Genomic DNA, 19,271 nt, shown 5'->3' with positions numbered 1-19,271 from the left:
AATGTCGCCGGGGGACCTGCCCATTATGGGCAGGCCTGTCTTTGGCTGCCGCAGCATGTAGCTTGGCTTGCCGGGTCTTGCGATACCGCCCGATGGTCCTTCCGGGGGAAGCGAGGACAGGATTTGCGCGCATCTTGTGCCCTGCGGCCGCTGGACGGACCAAAAGCTATTGCGGGTGCAACACGCCTGAACGTGGCGTAGGCCCGGACGGGTGCTCAGCCCTTGATGGGGTTCAACCCGCACCAGCGTGCGATGAAAAGGGCCAGAACCTCGGTCACCTCGCGCACCGATTGCAGGTTCACCCTTTCATCAAAGCCATGAATGCTTTCGGCGCGTGGGCCAAAGCAGAAGGACGGGATTCCGTAGTAAAGCCCGTAGAAGCGGGTATCGGTGAGCGCGGTCATCTTGTGTTCGGGCAGAAGGGTGTCCGCGCCTTTCGCGTCGCGCAGCGCGGTTTGCATGGTGGCAAGGCCGGGGGCGGCATCCTCGCCCAGCACATAGCCTTCGGCCTGAAAGCCGTTCCAGACCACCTCAGGCGGGTTGTTGGACAGGAATGGATGGGCCAGCGCCGCCTCTGCGATGCAGGCGGCGATCTCGGCCTTGCATGCGTCCAGCGACCAGCCCGGCAACAGGCCCATGCGGCAATCCACATCGCACCATGCGGGGACCGAGCTGGCCCAGTCGCCGCCCGCGATCTTGCCTGCGTTGAAGTTCAGCGGATGGTGGACATCGCTGTAGACCGCGTCCTGCGCGGCCCGGTCGTTCCACCGCGCCTCAAGCCCTTTGAGCGCCTGCACCAGATGAAAGGCCGCCGTGATCGCGTTCGATCCCTCGCCTGCCACGGCCACATGAGTGGGGCGCCCGCGCACGCGCAGCTTGAACCACAGAACGCCGATCTGCGCGCGGTTGATCGACAGGTTCGAGGGTTCGGGGATCACGCAGAGATCGGCACGATAGCCCCGTTGCAGGGTCGAGAGCGCGCCGAGGCCGGTCGATTCCTCCTCGATCACGGATTGAAAATGCACGCGGGCGGCAGGTTCGAATCCGGCGGCGCGGATGGCATCCAGCGCGAACAGGGCGGCGATGGTGCCCGATTTCATGTCACCTGCACCCCGCCCGTGCATCCAGCCGTCCCGGATGACCGGGTCATAGGGTGGGCTGGCCCACATCTCCAACGGGCCGGTGGGCACGACGTCCAGATGGCCTTGCAGGATAAGCGAGCGCCCTGTGGCGGGACCTTTGGGGCGATGGGTGCCCACCACGCTGCGGGCGTGAGAGAAGTCACCCTCGATCGGGCCGAAACCGGGCAGGGGTTCCAGGTCGGACAGGGCAATGGTCCAGTCATCGACCTCGTAATCGCGGGCGCGCAGGGCATCGGCCATGAAATCCTGCGCCGGGCCTTCCTGAAAGCGCTGGCTGGGGATACGGACGAAATCGGCCAGCGTGGCGATCTGGCGATCCCAGCCTGTCGTGACAGCCTCGCGGATGGCGGAAAGGGCGGCGGTATCGGTCATGGCATGGTCCTGTCGGTTGGCCGCCGGGTCAGGCGAGCGGGGGCGTGTCGATGCGAGGGGCGGGGGCGTCGGGGGCGGCTTCGACCTGCACAAGGCAGCTATGGGCGATGGGACCTTGGGCGAGTTTCGACGTGCCCTTGTCCGGTGTGAGCGTGTTGGGATTGCCGTGCAGGCAGGTGTCGCCATCGGGGTCATACCATGCGCCTGTGGCGATCTGGACGACGCCGGGGCGGACGTGGTCGCTGATCACCAGACCCGCATAACAGGCCCCGCGCGCGTTGAAGATGCGGACGGTCTGGCCTGCTGTCAGCCCACGGGCGGTGGCATCATCGGGGTGCATGGTGAGAGGTTCGCGCCCGTCGATGCGGGCGGCACGGCTGACGGGGCCATGGTCCATCTGGGAGTGCAGCTTGGTCTTGGGCTGGGTCGAGATCAGGTGCAACGGGGCCTTGTCGTCTGACTTGCCCAGCCATTCCAAAGGCTCCAGCCAGACGGGATGGCCGGGGCAATCGTCATAGCCGAAGCCTGCGACAGTGTCCGAAAAGATCTCGATCCGGCCACTGGGAGTCTTGAGGGGGTGTTTGTCGGGATCGCTGCGGAAGCGTTCCATCAGGATCGTGGGTTTGGCCGGGGCAGCGACCTTGACCCAGCCTTGCCGTTTCAGATCGTCGAAACCGGGCAGTTCCACGCCGCCGCGCGCCACGGCCTGACGCGACATGTCATAGAGCCAGCGCACCCAGTCATCTGCGCTGCGCCCTTCGGTGAAGGCATCCTCGATCCCCATCCGCGCGGCGATGCCACGGAAGATGGCGTGATCGTCGCGGGCCTCGCCTACCGGCGCGATGGCGCGGTCCATGACTGTGATATAGGGGTCCTTGCGCGTCATGGCGATGTCGTCACGCTCCAGCGCGGTGGTGCAGGGCAGCACGATATCGGCGTGCCGCGCAAGGCTGTTCCAGCACCATTCGTTGACGATCACTGTGTCGGGCCGTGCCCATGCGCGGCGCAGGCGATTGAGGTCCTGGTGGTGGTGGAAGGGGTTGCCGCCTGCCCACCAGACGAGCTTGACATCGGGATAGGTCAGCCGGCGACCGTTGTAATCGACCGTCCCTCCGGGGTTTTCCAGCATGTCGGTGATGCGCGCCACGGGAATATAGGATTTGACCGGGTTCTGCCCCTGGGGGAAGGCGGCATAAGGCAGGTAGCGCCGTTCCAGACCGTTGTTGTTCATGGCCGAATAGCCAAATCCGAAACCGCCGCCGGGCAGGCCGATCTGTCCCAGCATGGCGGCCAGGGTGATGGCGGCCCAATAGGGTTGCTCGCCGTGATCCTGCCGGGTGAGGGAGTAGGAGATGCCGATCATGGTGCGGTGCTTTGCCATGTCGCGGGCCAGTTGGCGGATCTGATCGCTGGGCAGGTCGCAGATGGCGGCGGCCCAGTCGGCTGATTTGGGTGTGCCGTCACTGGCGCCGGTCAGATAGGCGGCGAAACGGTCGAAGCCTGTGGTGTAGCGGTCCAGAAAGGCGCGGTCGCAAAGACCTTCGGTCAGCAGCACATGGGCGAGCCCCAGCATCAGGGCGGCATCGGTCGAGGGGCGCAGGGCGAGCCAGTCGGCGCCCAGGGCCTCCAGCGCGTCGGAGCGTTGGGGCGAGATGTTGACGAAGCGGCAGCCATTGGCATGGGCGGCGAGCATGCCGCCCTTTTGCACATGAGCGCCGGTGCCGCCTTGGCCGATCTGGCCGTTCGACAGGGGTAGGCCGCCGAAGGCGACGAAAAGCTGGCAGTGATCCGCCAGCACATCCCAGGATGTTGCACGTTCCAGATGGCCCAGAAAATCACCGATCACATGGGGCACCACCACCTCGGCGGCGGCATAGCTGTAGGTGTTCACCGAGCCTGTATAGCCGCCGATGCAGTTCAAAAAGCGTTTGAGCTGACCCTGCGCGTGGTGAAAGCGCCCGGCGCTGGCCCAGCCATAGCTGCCCGCATAGATCGCCTGATTGCCGTATTGCGTTTTCACGCGGTCGAGTTCGGCGGCGACCAGACGTTCGGCCTCGTCCCAGCTGACGCTGACGAAACGGTCGGAGCCGCGCCGGTCGCCATGGGCACCCGGCCCGTGATCCAGCCAGCTTTGCCGCACGGCAGGGCGGGTGATGCGCAAGGGATCGTCCAGCACATCGACGACGCCATGCCCGATGGGCGAGGGGTCGGGGTCCTGTTCGAAATCGCGCAGGCCCGAGACGCGGCCATCCGCGACATCGACCCAATAGGTGCCCCAATGGCTGTTGGTCAGAAGATCGCGGCTTTCGTCTTTCATGGGCATTTCCTATCCGGGATGTTCAGGCTGTGGCGCGCTGGTCCTTGTGGGTCTGATCCGCCAGACAGGCCGCCTGCACGAAATCCTGCACCGTCGCGATATAGGTGTCGATGGTCACGCGGCGGCGGCGGTACTTGGCGCGCTTGACATACCAGTCCTGCAACAGCGGCTTGATCAGCGCGGCCAGCAGGGGCGAGGTATCGGGGCGGAACACGCCTTTAGCCATACCGTCCTTCAACACGGCGGCGAAATAGCTTTCGGTCAACTCCTCGCTGTCGATCGCCTTGCGCCGTTCGGCGGGGGGGAAGTTCTTGGCCTCCATGAAGGCGAAGGTGAACCAGGGTTGCATCTGTTCGGTCATCTGCACATGGGTGGCGATCAGCCAGTTCAGATGGGCGACCGGATCGCCCTGCACTTTATCCGGCGGGGTGGACAGCACCCGCTGCACGGCGGCCGTGACTTCGGACAGGATCATGTTCAGCAGCGTGGTCTTGCTGTCGAAATAAGCGTACAGCCCGCCCATCGACACGCCCGAGGCGCGGGACAGGTCGCGCAGGGACATCGCCTGAAACCCTTTGCGATTGGACAGATCCAGCGCCGCCGCGATGATGACATTGAGCTTGCGCAGGGCAAACTCGGGTTTCTGGACCGAGATTGTGTCCCGGTGCCGGTCAAGCATGTAGCGGCACAGCGCTTCGGTCGTCAGATCGTCAATGTCCAGCACGCGTACTGCCTTTCTGTCGTGATCCTCTGCCAATCTGTTAGCGGCATCCGGGCCAAACACCAAGAGGGGGCTTGCGCGGATGCGAATCCCACTCTAGCTTATATATCGAACACTCGCTCGAAAAACTGTGTGAACCACGTCCGAAAAGGAGGGGAGGCCTTTGACGACCATGGCGGCATCCGACGCACATTCCATGATCTGGCCGGGTCTGCCCGGCAAAACTGCCCTTGTGACGGGAGCATCCTCGGGCCTTGGCGCGCATTTTGCGCGGCTTCTGGCGGGGCAGGGCGTGCATGTCACCGCCGCTGCGCGGCGCTTGGACCGGGTGCAGACCCTTTGCGATGAAATTGCTTCAATAGGTGGGCGGGCAGAAGCCGTTGAGATGGATGTGGCCGACCCGGCCTCGGTCAAGGGGGCGCTCAAGGACAGAGCCTTTGACATCGTGATCAACAACGCAGGCACGACGCTGTCTGCGTCGGCGCTGGATCACTCGGCGGATGACATTGACCGGATCATAGACACCAATCTCAAGGGGGCTTTCCATGTGGCGCGGATCACCGCCGCCGCCATGGCCGCCAAGGGTGAGGGGGGCGCGATTGTCAATGTCGCGTCGATCCTTGGCAAACGTGTGGCCGGGCATGTCGCGGCCTATGCGGCGTCGAAGGGCGGGTTGGTGCAACTGTCCCGCGCGCTGGCGCTGGAATGGGCGCGGCACAACATCCGCGTGAATGCGCTGTGCCCCGGCTATATCGAGACCGAGCTGAACCGTGATTTCTTTGCCTCGGACGCGGGCCGCGCCCTGATCCGGCGGGTGCCGCAGCGCCGCTTGGGCCAGCCTGCCGATCTGGACGGGCCGCTGCTGCTGCTGGTGTCTGATCTGGGCCGGTTCATGACCGGCACCGAGATCGTGGCCGATGGCGGTCATCTTGTTTCATCGTTGTAAGGAAGCGATTCATGGATTTCACCATTTCCCCCCGGATCGAGGATTTCCGCGCCCGTATCGCGCGCTTTGTCGAGGACGAGATCCTGCCGGTCGAGGCCAATCGCGCCGCTTGGGACGCGCATGACAACATCGCCTATGACTGGATGGAACCGCTGCGCGAGAAGGCGCGGGAACAGGGGCTGTGGTGTCTGCAACTCAAGCCTGAAACCGGCGGACAGGGCTTGGGCAAGATGGGAATGGCCGTCTGCTATGAAGAGATGAACCGCTCGATCTTTGGTCCGGTGATTTTCAACTCGGCGGCACCGGACGATGGCAACATGATGGTGCTGGAACAGGCGGGTACAGCGGCGCAGAAGGAACGCTGGCTAGACCCGATCGTGCGCGGGGAGGTGCGGTCCTCCTTCGTGATGACCGAGCCGCATCCGGGGGGCGGGTCTGATCCGGGAATGATGATCACCACGGCCAGCAAGAAGGGCGATGCCTATGTCATTCGTGGGCGCAAGTGGTTCATCACCGGGGCGGCCGATGCCAGCCATTTTATCCTGTTGGCACGCACATCCGACGATCCGCGCCGTGGGCTGACGGCCTTCCTGCATCACAAGGATGAGCCGGGTTGGCGCATCGACCGCCGTATCCCGATCATGGGGCCTGAGGAACATGGCGGGCATTGCGAGCTGGTCTATGAGGATATGGAACTGCCCGCCGACCGTGTGATCATGGGCGAGGGGATGGGGCTGAAGGTCACGCAGATGCGGCTGGGACCGGCGCGGTTGACCCATTGCATGCGTTGGCTGGGGCTGGCGAAACGCTGCACCGAGATTGCGGGAGAATATGCGCGCAACCGCCACGGGTTTGGCGTGCGCCTGTCGGACCGCGAAAGCATCCAGATCAAGATGGGCGATCTGGCCATGGGGATCGAGATCGGTCGCCTGTTGGTGATGAAGGCCGCATGGGCGCTGGATCAGGGCAGCTTCGCCAAGAAAGAGGTCTCGATGGCCAAGATCCACTGCGCGAACCTTTTGCATAAAGCGGCGGATGTGGCGATCCAGATCAATGGTGCACGGGGATATTCGCAGGATACCGTGCTGGAATGGATCTATCGCTATGCACGGCAGGCGCGTCTGGTCGATGGCGCGGACGAGGTGCATCAGATGGTGCTGAACCGGCATCTGGCTGAGGAAGGCCGTGATTTCTGGCGCTGGTTGCCCGGCGAGGCGTGAGTGACTGACATCTGAACCGCGACTTTGGGAGGAGGCGCAATGTTCACCGATCCGCATCTGGCCCCGCGCGCGGCCAATACACAGGCGCTTACGCCGCTGGACCTGTTGGCCCGCACGCTGGAGGTGCATGGCGGCCGTCCCGGCGTGGCATGGCGCGATCATGTCTGGACCTATGCGGAATTCGGGCAGCTTGTCGCGCGGATGGCAGGCTGGCTGCGGGCGCAGGGCGTGGGCGCTGGCGATGTGGTGTCGGTGATCCTGACGAACCGGCCCGAGATGCTGGCCGCGCATTTCGCCGTGCCCGCGCTGGGGGCGGTGCTGAACACGATCAACACAAGGCTCGATCCCGGCGAGATTGCCTATATCCTTGATCATTCGGGCGCGAAGCTGCTGTTGGCGGAAACCGCGACGCGGCCCGATCTGCCGGACTGTCCGGTGCCGCTGCATATGCTGTGTGACACGCCTGCCGATCATTCTGCGCTGAACTTCTTTCACGGGGATGTGCCTGCGCTGGACCCGCGTGGTGCCGTCGCGGACGAACATCAGGCGATCACGCTGAACTATACATCCGGCACGACAGGGCGGCCCAAGGGCGTGGTATTCACCCATCGCGGAACCTATCTCAATGCGCTTGGCAATGTGCTGGCACTGGGGTTGACGACCGACAGTCGCTATCTGTGGACGCTGCCGATGTTTCATTGCAACGGCTGGTGCCATACATGGGCGGTCACGGCGGCGGGCGGGATGCATGTCTGTCTGGACCGTGTCGATCCGGCGCTGATCCTTGATACCATCGTGGCGCGCGAGGTGACGCATCTGTGCTGCGCGCCGGTGGTGCTGTACATGCTGCTGAACCACGCGAGTGGCCCGGTGCCGCGCCGCGTCAAGGTGGGCACGGGGGGTGCTGCGCCCACGCCTGCGCTGCTGGCGGGGTTGGAGGCGCTGGGGTTCGACCTGACGCATCTCTATGGGCTGACGGAAAGCTATGGTCCCGCCACGATCAACGATCCGGGCGATGAGGCGCCTGCCGATCTGGACGCCCGCGCCCGCGATCTGGCGCGGCAGGGGATGCGGCATCTGACCGCCGGACGCGCCCGTGTGGTGGACGATACGGGGGCGGATGTGCCCCGCGATGGCGTGACGATGGGCGAGATCGTCTTGACGGGCAATACGGTCATGGCGGGCTATTACCGCAACGCTGAGGCGACCGCAGAGGCGTTTCGCGGCGGGGTGTTCCACAGTGGCGATCTGGCGGTGATGCATCCTGACGGCCAGATCGAGATCCGGGACCGGGCCAAGGACATCATCATCTCGGGCGGCGAGAATGTCTCGAGCCTTGAGGTGGAGACGGTGTTGCACCGCCATCCCGATATTCTGCTGGCCGCTGTTGTGGCCGCGCCCCATCCGAAATGGGGCGAGGTGCCTTGTGCCTATGTCGAATTGAAGCCGGGACGCAGCCTTGATGCCGGCGCACTGGATGCGTTTTGCCGCGATCATCTGGCGGGGTTCAAACGACCGAAACGGTTCGTGTTCGGGGAACTGCCCCGCACGGCGACGGGCAAGATCCAGAAGTTCATCCTGCGTGACCGCGCGCGGGCCGAGGAGGCGGCATGACCGATCTTGACCTGACCGCGCTGGAGGCGTGGCTGACCGACAGATGGCCGGACGGGCAGGACCTGCAGACGCAGCGCATCAGCGGTGGGCAGTCGAACCCGACATGGTTCGTGACATGGGGCAGGACACGGCTGGTGCTGCGCAAGAAGCCGGCCGGGCCGATCCTGCCCGGGGCCCATGCGATCGAACGCGAGTTCCGCGTGCTGCGGGCCTTGGCTGATACCGGCGTTCCGGTTCCACCGGTGCTGTATCTTGAGGAAGATGCCAGCATCCTTGGCACGCCCTTCTATGTGATGGAGCGGCTGGAGGGGCGGGTGTTTTCGGACTGCACCCTGCCGGGGATGTCCCCTGCCGCGCGGCGCGAGATCTATCTCGACATGGCGCGCACGCTGGCGCGATTGCATGCGGTACGCCCGGATCAGGTGGGGCTGGAGGGGTTCGGCAAGCCCGGTGACTATTTCGCGCGGCAGTTTGCGCGCTGGGGGCGCCAGTATACGGAAAGTCCCGGTCCACGGATCGCCGATCTGGACTGGCTGATGGACTGGTTGCCCGCCAACATTCCTGCCGATGATGGCGCGGTCAGCATTGCGCATGGCGATTTCCGGCTGGGCAACCTGATGTATCACCCGACCGAGCCGCGCGTGATCGCGGTTCTGGACTGGGAGTTGTCGACGCTGGGCCATCCCTTGGCCGATCTGGGCTATTGCGTGATGCCGTGGAATTCCGCCCCGGATGAATATGGTGGCATCCTTGGCACTGACTGGGCCGCGGGCGGTATTCCCACACAGGATGAGTTCGTGGCCGAATACATGGCTCATGCCCGGCCCACGGCACCGCTTCAACCCTTCCATATCGGCTTCGCCATGTTCCGCTTTGCCGTGATTTTTGTGGGCATCGCGGATCGTGCCCGCGCGGGCAGCGCGGCCTCGGACGAGGCGGCGAGCCTTGGTGCACTTGCCCCCCGTTTCGCCGCCCGCGCCCGCGAGGTCATCGCCCGCGCTTCCTCCAACCAAGGGACCAGTTCATGATCCTTCTCAGACTGATCGACGAGATCAACCTGTTCATCGGAAAAACCGTCAGCTTCCTGATCTGGGCAGGCATCGTTGTGCTCTGCTTCGAGGTGGTGGCGCGCTACGGCTTTGGCCAGCCGACCCTTTGGGCGCATGGCTATACGCAGCGCATTTTCGGTGCCTATTTCGTGCTGGTGGGGGCCTATACCCTGATCAAGCGCGATCACGTGCGCGTGGATATCCTGCTGAATACCAGCAATCCGCGCGTCAATGCGGGGCTGGATCTGTTCAACTATGCCTTCCTGATCCTGTGGGGCGTTATCCTGACGCGCGAGGGATGGCTGTTCTTCGAGGATGCCTGGTCCTTCAACGAGCGCGATGACAGCGCGCTGGGGCATCCGATGTGGCCCATCAAGCTGGCACTTTTTCTGGGGGCGGCGCTGATCACGGCGCAGGGGATCGTCGAGGCGATCCGGTCCCTGATCCTCATCATCAACCCCAATGCGGACGTCAAGCGGAGCGAACCGGCATGAGCCCTGAACTTCTGACCATCGGCATGTTCGGCCTTGTGCTGTTCGCCATCATCACCGGCGTGTCGCTGTCCTTTGCCATGGGGGGCACGGCAGTGATCTTCGGCGCGCTCATGTTCGGGCCGAACGGGATGTATTCCATTGTCACCACCATGTTCGGCAACATGTGGTCGATCCTTCTGTCGGCGGTGCCGCTGTTCGTGTTTATCGGCGTGGCGCTGGCCAAGTCGCGGATCGCCAATGACCTGTATCACGCCTTCTACCTGTGGTCGGGGCGCACGCCGGGCGGGCTTTTGCTGGGAACGTCGGGTTTTGCGGCCACGCTGTCGGCGATGACCGGCAGTTGCGCGGCATCCACCGTGACCACGGGTCTGGTGGGGATGCCCGCGATGGAGAAGCGCGGCTATGACAGAAGCTTTGTGCTGGGCACCATCGGTGCGTCGGGAACCCTGGGCATCATGATCCCGCCCTCGATCACGCTGATCCTGATCGGGATGCAGACTGGACAATCCGTGGGCCGGCTGTTCATGGGCGGTCTGGTAGCCGGGCTGATGCTACTGGCGACCTTCATGCTGTATGTCGGCATTCGCGCGCGGATGCATCCCGAACTGGCACCGGGCGCCGATGTGCGGGCCCCGCTGGCCGAGCGCGTGGCCGCGCTGAAATCCGTGATCCTGCCGCTGGTGATCATCCTGTCGGTGCTGATCTCGATCTTTGCGGGTATCGCCACGCCGACCGAGGCGGCTGCCGTGGGGGCTGCGGCGGTGGTCTTTTCCGTTGCGGTGCGGGGCGAGTTGACGATCCGGTATATCCGCGAGGTCAGCCACGCGACTGCCACCATGACCGGGATGGTGATCTGGATCGTATTCGGGGCATCGGCCTTTATCGCCATCTATGGCGGTGGCGGCGGTACGGCCTTCATGACCGGGATGCTGGCCGGGATGGATGTGCACCCCTTGGTGATGATCCTGATCATGCAGGCGATCACGCTGGTGCTGGGCATGTTCCTTGACCCGATCGGGATCATCCTGCTGGTGCTGCCGATCTTCTATCCGATCGTGATCCAGCTGGGCTTTGACCCGATCTGGTTCTGCATCCTGTTCCAACTGAACCTGTGCATCGGATATATCTCGCCCCCCTTCGGCTATAACCTGTTCTATCTCAAGAGCCTCAGCCCCACGACGCCGATCACTGCGATCTACCGCGCCGTGGCCCCGTTCCTGATCCTGATGCTGCTGACAGGCGCGCTGATTTTCCTGTTCCCCGAGACCATCACCACCTTCACCGGCATTCCGGCGCGGTGATGTGACCTTGAACGACACTAAAAATTAACCCAGAGGAGGAGACGACCATGACGACCAAGACCGACAAGACCCTGTCCCGCCGCGGTTTCTTTGCCGCATCCGCAGGGGCCGCCGCGGCCACCGCGCTGGCCGCACCGCCTGCCATCGCGCAGGGCAATGTGACCTGGCGGATGCAGACGCATTGGCCGACAGGCAACTGGTATTACGAAGATGTCTTTGTCAAATTCTGCAACCGCATCACCGAAGCCACCGGCGGCGAGCTGACCATCACGCCCGTGCAGAATGACGGGATCGTGCCCACGGGCGAGGTGCTGAACGCCGTGCGGCGTGGCCTGCTGGAAAGCGCCTTCATCTATCCGGCCTACTGGATCGGGCGGATGCCTGTCGCGGGCCATCTTAACGGCCATATCGGCGCATGGGACCGGCACGAGGAAATGCACGCCTTCTTCTACGAGATGGGTGCGCTGGATGTGATCCGCGAAGCCTATGCCGAGCAGGGCGTCTATCAGGCTGGTCCGGTGTCCTATGCGGGCCTCACGCTTTATTCCAACAAACCGCTGCGCACGACCGCTGATTTCAACGGCTGGCGCGTGCGCTCGACCGGGGCGGCGGCGCTGGTGTTCGCCAAGATGGGCGCGGCCCCTGTGTCGATCCCCGGCGGCGAGCTTTATCAGGCGCTGCAGACCGGCGTTGTGGAAGGCGCGCATTGGGGGTCCACCTCGACCGGCTGGGGCATGAACTTCCAGGAGGTGAACAAGTATATCGTCGAGCCCGACCTGCTGGGCCATCTGAACGGTGAGGTGATGGTGGGGCTGGAGCAGTGGAACAGCATCGGCGACGAGCTGAAGGCCACCTTCAACGAGATCGTGCGCGCGACATCCGCCGATGCCTCGGCGCATTTCCTGCACCGCGATCTGCTGCGCAAGCAGGATTTCGTGGCGATGGGCGGCGAGCTGACCCAGCTGGATCAGGAAGCGCAAGACAACCTGCGCCGCTATTCGCTGGAAGTGGTGGATGACTTCTCGAAGCAGGACCCCAAGTATTGCGGACGCGTGGGCGAGATGCTGCACGAGTTCCTGAAAGTGACGGGCCGCGCCTGATAAAGGGCCGCCCCTTCACGGACAGCGCCGCCCCCCAGCGGCGCTGTCATCCTTTGACATGACATTCCGAAAGTGACCCAGATGCAGATCCCCTCCAGCATGACCGTTGTCGAAATCTCCTCTCACGGTGGGCCCGAGGTGCTCAAGCCCGCGACGGCTTCGGTGCCGCAGCCGGGTCCCGGCCAGATCCTGATCCGTATCGCCTATGCGGGTGTGAACCGGCCCGATGCGCTGCAACGCGCGGGCAACTATGCGCCGCCCCCCGATGCCTCGCCCCTGCCGGGGCTGGAGGCGGCCGGGCATGTGGCGGCTGTGGGCGAAGGTGTGACCCGCTGGGCTGTGGGCGATGCGGTGACGGCGCTGCTGCCCGGTGGCGGTTATGCGGAATACGCCGTGACGCAAGCAGATCATGCGCTGCCTGTGCCCGCAGGCATGAGCATGGATCGCGCGGCGGCGCTGTGCGAGACGTTCTTTACCGTATGGACCAATGTCTTCATGCGTGGTGGGCTGAAGGCCGGAGAAAAGTTTCTGGTGCACGGCGGCTCGTCCGGTATCGGCACCATTGCCATCCAGCTGGCCGTTCTGCGCGGCGCGCGGGTCTTTGCCACGGCGGGTTCTGCGGATAAATGCAAGGCCTGCACCGATTTGGGCGCGGAGGCTGCGTTCAACTACCGCGATGTTGATTTTGTGAAAGCGATGAAGGATCAGGGCGGAGCGGATCTGATCCTCGACATGGTTGGTGGTTCATATATCCCGCGCAACCTGGACGCCTTGGCAAATGATGGGCGGCTGGTGCAGATCGCCTTTTTGCAAGGCTCGACGGTCGAATTGAACATGACCCAGATCATGACGCGCCGGTTGACCGTGACCGGATCGACCCTGCGTCCGCAATCGCATGCCGCCAAGGCCGCCATTGCCCGCGCATTGGAGGCCGAGGTCTGGCCACATCTGGCCGCTGGGCGGATCGGCCCCGTGATGGACAGCGAATTCGCGCTTGAGGACGCGGCAAAGGCCCATGCGCGAATGGAAAGCTCGGTCCATATCGGCAAGATCGTGTTGAAGGTGGCCTGAGCCATGGACTGGCGCGCGCTGGATACGGCGGATAGTCACTTCATCCCCTCGACCGATACACCGGGGCTGAACCTGCATCTGCGGTCTCGCACAGGGCAGGGCAGGCCGGTGTTGTTCGTGCATGGCGCGACCTTCTCCAGCAGGCTCTATGACATCCCGCATGAGGGCGTGAACTGGTTGCAGGCGGCGGTGGATGCGGGGCTGTCACCCTATGCGCTGGATATCCGCGGCTATGGGCGGTCGACGCCCGATGATGTCCCGCAGGACGCGCTGCCCTATGCGACAGGCGATCAGGCGATCGCCGATATCGGCGACGCGGTGGACTGGATCGCCGCGCGCCATGGTGGTGGCCCGGTCGCGCTTGTGGGTTGGTCCTGGGGCAGCATCACCACGGCGCGCTATGCCATCGGGGCAGGGGCGGGCAAGGTGGCGCGACTGGTTCTCTATGCGCCGATCTTTGCGGAGCGCAACGCAGAATGGCTTGAGGTTCTGGCTGATCCGGCTGATCCGTCACGGCTCAACGCGTTCAAGGCCTATCGCCGCGTCGATCTGCCATCGACCCGCGCCCGTTGGGACGCGCAGATCCCCGATGGGGCCGAAGGGTGGCGACAGGAGACGGTCCTTCAGGCCATTGTCGCGGCCTCTCTGGCCGATGACGGGCAGGCCGATCAGACCGACCCGCCCAGCTTCCGCGTGCCCAATGGCACGTTCCTCGATCTGTGGGAGGCGTTCAATGCGCGTCCGCTTTATGATCCGGCACAACTGACCTGTCCGGTGATGCTGCTGCGCGGCGCGCAGGACCCGACCTCGACCCGCAGCGATGCGCTGGCACTGTTCGACAGGGTGGGTGCCGCGCGGCGGCAATATGTGGAGATCGCGAACGGCACCCATTTCATCAATGCCGAGGCGCAGGCGGATCAGGTATTCAATGCCGTGCATGCCTTTCTACGCGACGCCGGATGACCCGCTGCCTTTGAAAAGTGCCTCTTTCGCACCGGAAATGGTCTGAATTGCGGTGCAGATGACCCTTCGGGCACGGCGCGTGCCCCGGTTCAGGAGGGTTGACGTGCACAGCAATTCAAAGGAGTGGCGGCAGAGCCGAAGGGCGCGGCGTGCGGCCCAGCAGCAGGAAACTCAGCCCGCCACCTGTTCCGATCACCTGCGCCACGCGCGCCTGTTCGAGATGATCCGCCAGCAGGATCTGGCGACACGCGCCCTGCATCGTCTGCATCTGCGCAGCGATCAGGCGGAAGCTATGCCGCTCCCGTCTCCCGCAGCACTGGCGGCCAGCCTGATGGATCAGTCGGCATCCACGACCTCCTGATCGTCGACATCCCGCTTGAAGCCGGTGGCGACCACGAATTTCTCGGAACTGTCGGCGCGTGACGCGGCGGGCTTCACATTGACCACCTTCTTGAACCGCAGTTTCAGAAGCTTCTGCAACTCGCCCTCGGCCCCGCCGGCCAGAACCTTGGCAACAAATGTGCCGCCCTCTTCCAGCACATCAAAAGCGAAATAGGCCGCCGCCTCGCACAGTGCGATGATGCGCAAATGGTCGGTCTGCTTGTGCCCCGAGGCCGAGGCCGCCATGTCCGACATCACCACATCGGCCCGTCCGCCCAGCCATGCCTTGACCTTTTCGTCGGCGTCATCCTCCAGAAAATCGAGCTGATGGATCTCGCAGCCCGCGATCGGCTCCACTTCCTGCAGGTCGATGCCAAGGATCGTGCCGACGCGCTTGCCCTGCTTTTCTCCCAGCGCATTGACGCGCGGCACCGCGACCTGACACCAACCCCCCGGTGCGCAGCCCAGATCCACCACCCGGGCGCCCGGCACGAGGAAGCGATACTTGTCGTCCAGCTCAAGGATCTTGTAGGCTGCGCGCCCCCGAAAACCGTCCGCCTTGGCGCGTTTGACATAAGGATCGTTCAACTGCCGCTGCAACCACAGGGTCGAGCTGAGCTTGCGCCCGCGCGCGGTCTTGACCTTGACGGTCAGGTCACGCTGCCCGCGCCCGGAGGTGGCCTTGGCGGCCCCGGCTGGCTTATTCTTGCCCGGCGTCTTCTGGCCCGGTGTCTTCTTCTTGTCGGTCATCGTCGCTCCGCAGGGGCGCATCCGGCCCATTCATCGTTCTTCAAATACTCAAATTCCGACCGCTGCGCCATGCGCGATCCGCGCAGGATCAGAACGGCCCGTCCTCCAGCACGCCATCCGCGCTCATCTGCGCGTAAAGCAGACCCTCGCGCAGGCCACGGTCTGCGACCGACAACCGGTCGGTGGGCCACAGGCGCAGCAGCGCCTGCAGGATCGCGGCACCTGACATGATCAGCGCCTGACGGTCCTGTCCGATGCGCGGGTCGCGCCGCCGTCCGAGCGGGCCCAGATCCAGATAGTTGCGGATCACCTTGTCAATCTGGTCCGAGGTCATGCGCAGCCCGTCCACCTTGGTCCGGTCATAGCGTTTCAGGCCCAGATGGCTGGCGGCGACGGTGGTGACCGTGCCGGAGGTGCCGACGATCTGGAACCCCTCGCGCTTCTGCTCGTCTTTGTAGGGGGCGAATTCGGCGAGGTTCTCTTCGAAATACCAGCTCATCAGGGCAAAGCGCGCGGCGTCATCCTCGACATCGCTGAACTGGTCGCGCAGCGTCGCCACCCCAAGGGGCACCGAGATCCAGTCCACGACCTTGGCCGCCGGAAAGGGGCTTTCGGGCGGATGAAAGCCCGCATGCAGCCGCATGATGGCGCGGGGGCGTTCGCGGGGGGCGACCTGCGAGAGGTCGATCCACACGAGTTCGGTCGAACCGCCACCGATATCCACGACCAGCAATTGTTCGGTCTTGGTGGACACGAGCGGCGCGCAGGAGATTACGGCGAGGCGGGCTTCCTCCTCGGTCTGGATGATCTCAAGCTCCAGCCCTGTTTCGCGCTTGATCTGCTGGATGAATTCGCCCGCGTTGCGCGCGCGGCGGCAGGCTTCGGTCGCCACAAGCCGCATCCGCTTGACCTTGTGGCGTTTCAGCTTTTGCTGGCAGATCCGCATGGCCTGCACCGTCCGCGCCATCGAGGCGCGGGACAGCATGCCTGAACTTTCCAGACCGGCGCCAAGCTGCACCGATTTTGAAAAGCTGTCGACCACATGAAACTGGTTGCCCTTGGGTTGGGCAATCAGCATGCGGCAACTGTTCGTACCCAGATCCAGCGCAGCATAAAGCTGCGTGGCATCGGGCGGTGTCGGCGCGGGGCTTTCGACCGGTTTCGGGAACGCGCCCGCACCTTCGGGACGCTTGGGCGTCATTGATACGCCCTCCATTTCGAGTTGCTTCCAAAGTAGTGAGAACAGACCCCGCGCGCAAGCGTCCCGCTTCGTTCAAGATGATCTTTAGGATTTTTCCGATCCCGCCCCATAGCGCGGGGACCCGTTTCCGGTGTAGATGGTCCGAGGTCGCAAGGCGCGGCCCATCTGTCGAAAACCGCCCCTTTGTCGGAAACGAAGGGCAGTAGACAGGGCGAACCGAACAAGGGGAATCACGCAATGCCCGACGTCACCATCGTCTATTGGCGCGACATTCCGGCCCAGGTCATCGTGGGCCGGGGCCGCAGTGGTGCCAAGCGGCAGCTGGCCGAGCGTTTCGAGCAGGCCATCGACCGGGCTGCGATGAAGACGGGCGCGGCCGGAACAGATGACTATCTGGCCGAGTGGCGCAAGGCTGACCCCTATTCGGTCGAGGGTGACAATCCCTCGGAAATCGCCGAGGCCGAGGCCGCAAGGCTTGAGGCCGCATATGATCAGGACCGGATCAAGGCTCTGATCGCCAATGACGGATGGGCCGCTGCTGAATGAGCACGTCCACGCCGCGCCTGTGGGAGGCCGCAATGGCTCTGTTGAATTTCCGCAAACGTGACGACAGCAGCGCGCAGGGCAGCAGCCCGGTGAACGCGCAGGTCGAGGCTTTTCTGAAGGGTTATTCGATCGAGGTGATGCCCCGCACCGCCGAAAAGGTCGAGGATTTCCGCGCGCTGCTGCCCGCAGGCACCCGCGTCTATATCGCCCATATCGAAGGCACGCCGATCGAGGACATGGTCGCCACCGCCCGCCGTCTGGCGCGGGATGGCTATCCGGTCATGCCGCATTTCCCGGCACGCATCATCAAGGATCGGGCCACGCTGGCTGACTGGATCGCGCGCTACAAGGGTGAGGCGGGAGTGGATCAGGCGCTGCTTCTGGGCGGCGGTGTCAGCACACCTGCGGGCGAGTTCGACAGTTCCATGCAGTTGATGGAAACCGGTCTTTTCGACGGGTTCACCCGTTTGCATGTGGCGGGCCATCCTGAGGGCAACCGCGATATCGACACAGATGGCGGCGACCGTATCGTGATGGAGGCGCTGCGCTGGAAACAGGCGTTTTCCGCGCGGACGGATGCGAAAATGGCGCTGGCCACGCAGTTTGCCTTTGAGGCGAAGCCGATCATCGCATGGGCGGACCGTCTGCGCGCGGACGGCATCGACCTGCCGATCCATATCGGTATCGCGGGGCCTGCCAAGTTGCAGACCCTCATCAAGTTTGCGATTGCCTGCGGTGTCGGTCCCAGCCTGAAAGTGTTGCAGAAGCGGGCGATGGATGTCTCCAAGCTGCTTTTGCCCTATGAACCGACCGAGGTTCTGGCCGAGCTGGCCGCGCACAAGGCCGCCAACCCCGATTTCAACATCGAACATGTGCATTTCTTCCCGCTTGGCGGGATCTCGACCAATGCCAACTGGGCGATCCAGCATGGCGGGCGCTCTGGCGTGCCTGCTGCGCAGGCCGCCTCTCACTGAATTCAAGGACAAGCTGACCCATGACCCGCACGATCATCGAATCCAAGACCAAGACCGCAATCATCGGCTTTGACCAGCCTTTCTGCGTGATCGGCGAGCGTATCAACCCGACCGGGCGCAAAAAGCTGGCGGCGGAACTTGAGGCGGGCGATTTCTCGACCGTCGAAAAGGACGCCATCGCGCAGGTCGCCGCCGGGGCCACGGTTCTGGATATCAATGCGGGTGTTGTCTACAACTCCAATCCCAACCCGAACGAGACCGAGCCACCGCTTATGCGCAAGATGCTGGAACTGGTGCAGGGTCTGGTCGATGTGCCTTTGTGCATCGACAGCTCGGTGCCTGCCGCGCTGGAGGAAGGGTTGAAGGTCACCGAGGGACGCCCTCTGCTGAACTCGGTCACCGGCGAGGAGGAGCGGCTGGAATTCGTGCTGCCGCTGGTCAAGAAGTACAACGTGCCGGTGGTGGCGATCTCCAACGATGACACAGGCATTTCCGAAGACCCCGATGTGCGTTTCGAGGTGGCCAAGAAGATCGTGCAGCGCGCCGCCGATTTCGGCATTCCCGCGCATGATATCGTTGTCGATCCGCTGGTGATGCCGATCGGCGCGATGGGCACGGCTGGCTTGCAGGTCTTTGCCCTGGTCCGTCGCCTGCGGGAAGAACTGGGCGTGAACACGACGTGCGGCGCGTCGAACATCAGCTTTGGCCTGCCCAACCGCCACGGGATCAACAACGCCTTTTTGCCGATGGCGATCACCGCAGGTATGACATCCGCGATCATGAACCCGATTGCGCTGCCGGTGCCGATGTCCAAGATCGAGGAAAAGAAGCTGGCACTGGCGGAAGCCGGGATCATCGTGCCCGACGACATGGATCTGGAACTGTTCTGCCAGTTGACCGGGCTGGGATCGACCCGCCCGCGCGCAGGGTCCGAGTTGGAGGCGATCCGGGCCGCGAATTTCCTGATGAACAACGATCCTTCGGGGGCGGAATGGATCCGTGCGAACCGCGCGCCTGCTGTCGAGGGTGATGGCAGCCGGGGTGGCCGTGTTGGTGGTGGACGTCGCCGCCGGGGCTGATCACGGCCCACGCTCGCAGATAAAGCCGCC

At 63.9% G+C, this 19,271-nt stretch carries 18 protein-coding genes; 13 read left to right on the top strand and 5 right to left on the bottom strand.

Annotation, left to right across the window (positions count from 1 at the left end; translation table 11 throughout):
* Positions 1-215 precede the first annotated feature (215 nt).
* Genes PVW27_RS16205 through PVW27_RS16195 form a run of 3 tightly spaced genes read right to left on the bottom strand, consistent with a single transcriptional unit; the run spans position 216 to position 4,555 of the window.
* On the bottom strand, positions 216-1,514 hold the full coding sequence (locus tag PVW27_RS16205; RefSeq protein WP_274559521.1) for an ArgE/DapE family deacylase: 1,299 nt from the start codon (positions 1,512-1,514) through the stop codon (positions 216-218).
* Between the two features lie 28 nt (positions 1,515-1,542).
* Entirely contained in the window at positions 1,543-3,831 is a 2,289-nt protein-coding gene (locus PVW27_RS16200) for a molybdopterin guanine dinucleotide-containing S/N-oxide reductase (RefSeq protein ID WP_274559519.1), read from the bottom strand.
* 22 nt (positions 3,832-3,853) lie between these two features.
* Positions 3,854-4,555 (bottom strand): TetR/AcrR family transcriptional regulator, encoded by a 702-nt coding sequence (locus tag PVW27_RS16195; RefSeq protein ID WP_274559518.1) that lies wholly within the window; start codon positions 4,553-4,555, stop codon positions 3,854-3,856.
* 169 nt (positions 4,556-4,724) lie between these two features.
* On the opposite strand from PVW27_RS16195, the gene PVW27_RS16190 reads away from it, so the two are divergent.
* The 10 genes from PVW27_RS16190 to PVW27_RS16145 all read left to right on the top strand — a co-directional run bounded on the left by PVW27_RS16190 (position 4,725) and on the right by PVW27_RS16145 (position 14,671).
* Positions 4,725-5,498, top strand: coding sequence for an SDR family NAD(P)-dependent oxidoreductase (locus PVW27_RS16190; protein WP_274559517.1), 774 nt, complete (start codon positions 4,725-4,727; stop codon positions 5,496-5,498).
* A gap of 11 nt (positions 5,499-5,509) precedes the next feature.
* On the top strand, positions 5,510-6,718 hold the full coding sequence (locus PVW27_RS16185; RefSeq protein ID WP_274559515.1) for an acyl-CoA dehydrogenase family protein: 1,209 nt from the start codon (positions 5,510-5,512) through the stop codon (positions 6,716-6,718).
* Between the two features lie 39 nt (positions 6,719-6,757).
* Positions 6,758-8,332: an AMP-binding protein gene (locus tag PVW27_RS16180; protein WP_274559513.1), complete on the top strand. Its 1,575-nt coding sequence runs from the start codon at positions 6,758-6,760 to the stop codon at positions 8,330-8,332.
* Positions 8,329-9,360 (top strand): phosphotransferase family protein, encoded by a 1,032-nt coding sequence (locus tag PVW27_RS16175; protein WP_274559511.1) that lies wholly within the window; start codon positions 8,329-8,331, stop codon positions 9,358-9,360. Before PVW27_RS16180 ends, PVW27_RS16175 begins: the two co-directional genes overlap by 4 nt.
* A complete protein-coding gene (locus tag PVW27_RS16170) occupies positions 9,357-9,875 on the top strand; it encodes a TRAP transporter small permease subunit (RefSeq protein WP_274559509.1) in 519 nt (172 codons plus the stop codon). The genes PVW27_RS16175 and PVW27_RS16170 overlap by 4 nt, the downstream gene beginning before the upstream one ends.
* A complete protein-coding gene (locus PVW27_RS16165) occupies positions 9,872-11,176 on the top strand; it encodes a TRAP transporter large permease (protein WP_274559507.1) in 1,305 nt (434 codons plus the stop codon). The genes PVW27_RS16170 and PVW27_RS16165 overlap by 4 nt, the downstream gene beginning before the upstream one ends.
* Before the next feature lie 47 nt (positions 11,177-11,223).
* Positions 11,224-12,276, top strand: a complete 1,053-nt coding sequence (locus tag PVW27_RS16160) for a TRAP transporter substrate-binding protein (RefSeq protein ID WP_274559506.1) — start codon at positions 11,224-11,226, stop codon at positions 12,274-12,276.
* Positions 12,277-12,357: 81 nt separating this feature from the next.
* The gene (locus tag PVW27_RS16155; protein ID WP_274559504.1) at positions 12,358-13,347 is read left to right on the top strand and encodes an NAD(P)H-quinone oxidoreductase; all 990 of its coding nucleotides are present in this window, start codon (positions 12,358-12,360) and stop codon (positions 13,345-13,347) included.
* Between the two features lie 3 nt (positions 13,348-13,350).
* Positions 13,351-14,310, top strand: a complete 960-nt coding sequence (locus tag PVW27_RS16150) for an alpha/beta hydrolase (RefSeq protein WP_274559502.1) — start codon at positions 13,351-13,353, stop codon at positions 14,308-14,310.
* Positions 14,311-14,413: 103 nt separating this feature from the next.
* Positions 14,414-14,671, top strand: a complete 258-nt coding sequence (locus PVW27_RS16145) for a hypothetical protein (protein ID WP_274559501.1) — start codon at positions 14,414-14,416, stop codon at positions 14,669-14,671.
* Here PVW27_RS16145 and PVW27_RS16140 read toward each other — a convergent pair.
* Together PVW27_RS16140 and PVW27_RS16135 are read right to left on the bottom strand one after the other, a co-directional pair.
* Positions 14,647-15,441: an RlmE family RNA methyltransferase gene (locus tag PVW27_RS16140; protein ID WP_274559499.1), complete on the bottom strand. Its 795-nt coding sequence runs from the start codon at positions 15,439-15,441 to the stop codon at positions 14,647-14,649. The two genes, PVW27_RS16145 and PVW27_RS16140, sit on opposite strands and share 25 nt — an antisense overlap.
* A gap of 88 nt (positions 15,442-15,529) precedes the next feature.
* On the bottom strand, positions 15,530-16,642 hold the full coding sequence (locus tag PVW27_RS16135; protein WP_274559497.1) for a Ppx/GppA phosphatase family protein: 1,113 nt from the start codon (positions 16,640-16,642) through the stop codon (positions 15,530-15,532).
* A 237-nt stretch (positions 16,643-16,879) separates the two neighbouring features.
* Between PVW27_RS16135 and PVW27_RS16130 the strand changes: the two genes are divergently transcribed.
* From PVW27_RS16130 to PVW27_RS16120, 3 genes are read left to right on the top strand one after another with little or no spacing between them, the layout of a single operon-like run.
* Positions 16,880-17,188 carry a virulence factor gene (locus PVW27_RS16130; RefSeq protein ID WP_274559496.1) on the top strand — a complete coding sequence of 103 codons (309 nt, stop codon included), beginning with the start codon at positions 16,880-16,882 and terminating at the stop codon, positions 17,186-17,188.
* A 32-nt stretch (positions 17,189-17,220) separates the two neighbouring features.
* Positions 17,221-18,162, top strand: coding sequence for a methylenetetrahydrofolate reductase (locus PVW27_RS16125; RefSeq protein WP_274559543.1), 942 nt, complete (start codon positions 17,221-17,223; stop codon positions 18,160-18,162).
* Between the two features lie 20 nt (positions 18,163-18,182).
* Positions 18,183-19,241 (top strand): methyltetrahydrofolate cobalamin methyltransferase, encoded by a 1,059-nt coding sequence (locus tag PVW27_RS16120; RefSeq protein ID WP_274559494.1) that lies wholly within the window; start codon positions 18,183-18,185, stop codon positions 19,239-19,241.
* Positions 19,242-19,271: the final 30 nt, after the last annotated feature.

The sequence above is a fragment of the Seohaeicola sp. 4SK31 genome (assembly GCF_028802875.1).
Lineage (GTDB): Bacteria > Pseudomonadota > Alphaproteobacteria > Rhodobacterales > Rhodobacteraceae > Seohaeicola.
This window is presented reverse-complemented; position numbering and strand designations above follow the sequence as displayed.